The organism is Streptomyces flavofungini, from assembly GCF_041028215.1.
GTDB classification, from domain to species: Bacteria; Actinomycetota; Actinomycetes; order Streptomycetales; family Streptomycetaceae; genus Streptomyces; species Streptomyces flavofungini_B.
The window spans coordinates 1-3,557 of sequence record NZ_JASKYR010000876.1; the positions used below are offsets into that span (position 1 = coordinate 1).

Annotated in this window: 3 protein-coding genes; all 3 read left to right on the forward strand. The window is 72.0% G+C overall.

Features of this window, described 5'->3' with window-relative positions; genetic code table 11:
* Positions 1-50: 50 nt before the first annotated feature.
* Positions 51-1,166, forward strand: a complete 1,116-nt coding sequence (locus tag AB8Z36_RS35865) for an SLC13 family permease (protein WP_440582088.1) — start codon at positions 51-53, stop codon at positions 1,164-1,166.
* An 82-nt stretch (positions 1,167-1,248) separates the two neighbouring features.
* The gene (locus AB8Z36_RS35870; RefSeq protein WP_369217574.1) at positions 1,249-1,704 is read left to right on the forward strand and encodes an SRPBCC family protein; all 456 of its coding nucleotides are present in this window, start codon (positions 1,249-1,251) and stop codon (positions 1,702-1,704) included.
* Between the two features lie 193 nt (positions 1,705-1,897).
* Positions 1,898-3,557 (forward strand): MDR family MFS transporter (locus tag AB8Z36_RS35875; protein WP_440582089.1); only part of this gene is annotated, 1,660 nt, incomplete at its 3' end.

The window sequence follows — 3,557 nt, forward strand, 5'->3', positions numbered from 1 at the left end:
CCCCTGGCCCGCCCGCGCCGCCTCCCCGCGGACCAGGGATGATGCGCAGCATGTTCGTCGAGTCCCTGTCCGTCGCCGCCCTGGTGGTGGTGCTGGTCTGTGCGGTCGTGCGCCCCTTCGGACGTTCGGAGGCCGTCTTCGCCGTACCGGGCTTCCACGCCTGCGGCACCTGGATGGCGCGCCGCKCCGCGGGCCGCCCGCGTACGCTGCTCGCCGCCGTCTTCGGGCTCGCCTCGGTGATCACCGCCGCGCTCAGCCTGGACGCCACCGTGGTGCTGCTCACCCCGGTCGTCTTCGCGACCGCCGCGCGCATGGGCGCCCGGCCCCGACCGCACGTCTACGCCAGCGCCCACCTCTCGAACACGGCCTCGCTGCTGCTGCCCGTCTCCAACCTCACCAACCTGCTCGCCTTCGCCGCGACCGGCCTGAGCTTCACGCGCTTCGCGCTGCTCATGACGCTGCCGTGGCTGGTCGCCATCGCCGTGGAGTACGCCGTCTTCCGGCGGTTCTTCGCCGCCGACCTCGACGCCCCGGTGCGCGGCGAAGACACCGGGGAGCCGCCCGAGATGCCGCTCTTCGCGCTGGTCACCGTCGTCGCCACGCTCGCCGGGTTCGCCCTCGCCTCCACCGTCGGCGTCGACCCCGCCTGGTCGGCGGCGGCCGGCGCCGCGGTGCTCGCCGTACGGGCGCTCGCGCGGCGGCACACCACCCCGGCCGCGATCCTGCGGTCGGCCTCGCTGCCCTTCCTCGCCTTCGTCCTCGCCCTCGGCGTCGTCGTCAGGGCCGTCGTCGACAATGGTCTCGGCGACGCCCTCGGCCACGTCCTGCCCGACGGCTCCTCGCTGCCCGCGCTGCTCGGCACCGCGGCCGTCGCCGCGCTCCTCGCCAACCTGATCAACAACCTGCCCGCCGTCCTCGCCCTGGTCCCGCTCGCCACCCCTTCGGGCCCCGGCGCGGTCCTCGCCGTCCTGCTCGGCGTGAACATCGGGCCCAACCTCACCTACGCCGGGTCCCTCGCCACCCTCCTCTGGCGCCGCATCGCCCACCAGCACGAACACCGCGTACGCATCGGCGAGTTCACCCGGCTCGGGCTGCTCACCACGCCCGCGGCGCTCGCCCTGTCCACGCTCGCGCTCTGGGCGGGCCTGCGCTGGCTGCCGGGCTGAGCGGGCCCCGATTTGGGGGCCCGGCGCGCAGGGTGGTTGGCTTTCCGTGAACTCCCCGAGAATCCAAGCTGGAGGAAGTGCAATGGCGCAGGTCGAAGCTGTCACGGAGCGGGTCGTCGCGGCGAAGCCGGATGAGGTCTTCGACGCCGTCGCCGACTACAACGGCACCCGTCCGAAGCTCCTTTCGGAGCACTTCAGCGAGTACGAGGTGCGCGAGGGCGGCGACGGCGAGGGCACCCTCGTGCACTGGAAGCTCCAGGCCACCAGCAAGCGCATCCGCGACTGCCTCCTGGAGGTCAGCGAGCCCACCGACGGCGAACTGGTCGAGAAGGACCGCAACTCCTCCATGGTCACCACCTGGACCGTGACCCCGGCGGGCGAGGGCAGGTCCCGCGTGGTCGTCACCACGGTCTGGAACGGCGCGGGCGGCATCGGCGGCTTCTTCGAGAAGACCTTCGCGCCCAAGGGCCTCGGCCGGATCTACGGCGCGGTGCTCGACAACCTCGCCCGCGAGGTGGAGAAGCCGTCCGCCGCCTGATCTGAAGGCCCCGAGGGGTTATTCGCACGCTCACCGTTTCGAGTGGTTCTCCGTTCGGTCGCGTTGTACGCCGTAGGGCTCCTACCGGCGCTAACGCCCGCACGGCCGCCGCGGCGCCGACTCGTCGCGCTTGCTCCCAGTTGTCGCGTAATGCGAGAAAAGGGCGGCGCAGGCGCGACGAGGGGAGCAGTACGTGGGCGGGACGACGCTGGTGAAGGGCGCCGGGCGGAGCGGCACGGCGGCCGTGGAGACGGTGGAGCTGAGGCCCGGGGGAGCGGGGGCGGGGCAGGCGCCGCCCCCGCCGCCCGGTCCGGCGGCGCACGGGCTCAGCCCCGGCCGGGTACGAATGGTCTTCGTGGGGCTGATGCTCGCCCTGCTGCTCGCCGCCCTGGAGCAGATGATCGTCGCCACCGCGCTCCCCAAGATCGTCGGAGAGCTGCACGGCCTGGACAAGATGTCCTGGGCCATCACCGCCTATCTGCTGACCTCCACCATCGGCCTGCCCATCTACGGCAAGCTCGGCGACCTCTTCGGCCGCAAGGGCGTCTTCCAGTTCGCGATCGTCATCTTCGTCGTCGGCTCGGCGCTCGCCGGGTGGTCGCGCACCATGGACCAGCTCATCGCCTTCCGCGCGATCCAGGGCGTCGGCGCGGGCGGCCTCATGATCGGCGTCCAGGCGATCATCGCGGACATCGTGCCGCCCCGGCAGCGCGGCCGGTACATGGGCCTGATCGGCGCCGCGTTCGGCCTCGCGTCGGTCGCGGGTCCGCTGCTCGGCGGCTTCTTCACCGACCACGCCTCCTGGCGCTGGTGCTTCTACTTCAACGTGCCCTTCGGCCTGGTCACGCTGGTCGTCGTCAGCCTCGTCCTGAAGCTTCCCAAGCCCACCGGCAAGGCCCGCCTCGACGTGCTCGGCGCGCTGCTGCTCGCCGCCGCCTCGACCTGCCTGGTGCTCCTCACCAGCTGGGGCGGCACCGAGTACGAGTGGGGCGACCGGGTCATCGTCGGGCTCGCCGCCGGAGCGGTGGCCAGCAGCCTGCTCTTCCTCGTCGCCGAGCGGTTCGCCGCAGAACCGATCATTCCGCTCCGGCTCTTCCGTGACCCGGTCTTCAACATCACCGGCCTCGTCGGCATGATCGTGGGCGTCGCCCTCTTCGGGGCGGCCAGCTATCTGCCGACCTTCCTCCAGATGGTCGACGGCGCCAGCGCCACCGAGTCGGGCCTGCTGATGCTGCCGATGATGGGCGGCATCGTCGGCGCCTCGATCGTCTCCGGACAGCTCATCAGCCACACGGGCCGATACAAGATCTACCCGGTCCTCGGCGGTGCCCTCTCGGTCGTGGGCATGTGGCTGCTCTCGCGCCTTCAGGCCGACACCTCCCGGGTGCAGTACAGCATCTGGATGGCGGTCCTCGGCGCGGGCATCGGCCTGGTCATGCCGGTCCTCATCCTCGCCGTGCAGAACGCCGTGCGCCCCACCGACCTGGGCACCGCCACCAGCGCGAACAACTACTTCCGGCAGATCGGCGGCAGCGTGGGCGCCGCGATCTTCGGCACCCTCTTCGCCGACCGGCTGGCCGACGCCCTGAGCGACCGCATCCCGGCGGGCCCCGGACCGGGCCTGCCCGACGCCGAGTCGCTCACCCCGCAGCTGGTCCACGCGCTGCCCGCGCCGCTGCGCGAGGGCTACATCCAGGCCTACGCCGACGCGATGCCGCGCATCTTCCTCTACCTCGTGCCGGTGCTCGTGCTCGGCACGCTGTTCGCCTTATTCCTCAAGGAGACTCCTCTGTTGTCCAGCCCGTCGCACAGTCCGATGTCCGGCGCGACCTCCCCCGACGCACCCGCCGCCG

Coding starts and splice junctions, on each gene's coding strand:
- AB8Z36_RS35870 (WP_369217574.1), top strand. CDS start 1,249: ATGGCGCAGGTCGAAGCTGTCACGGAGCGGGTCGTCGCGGCGAAGCCG.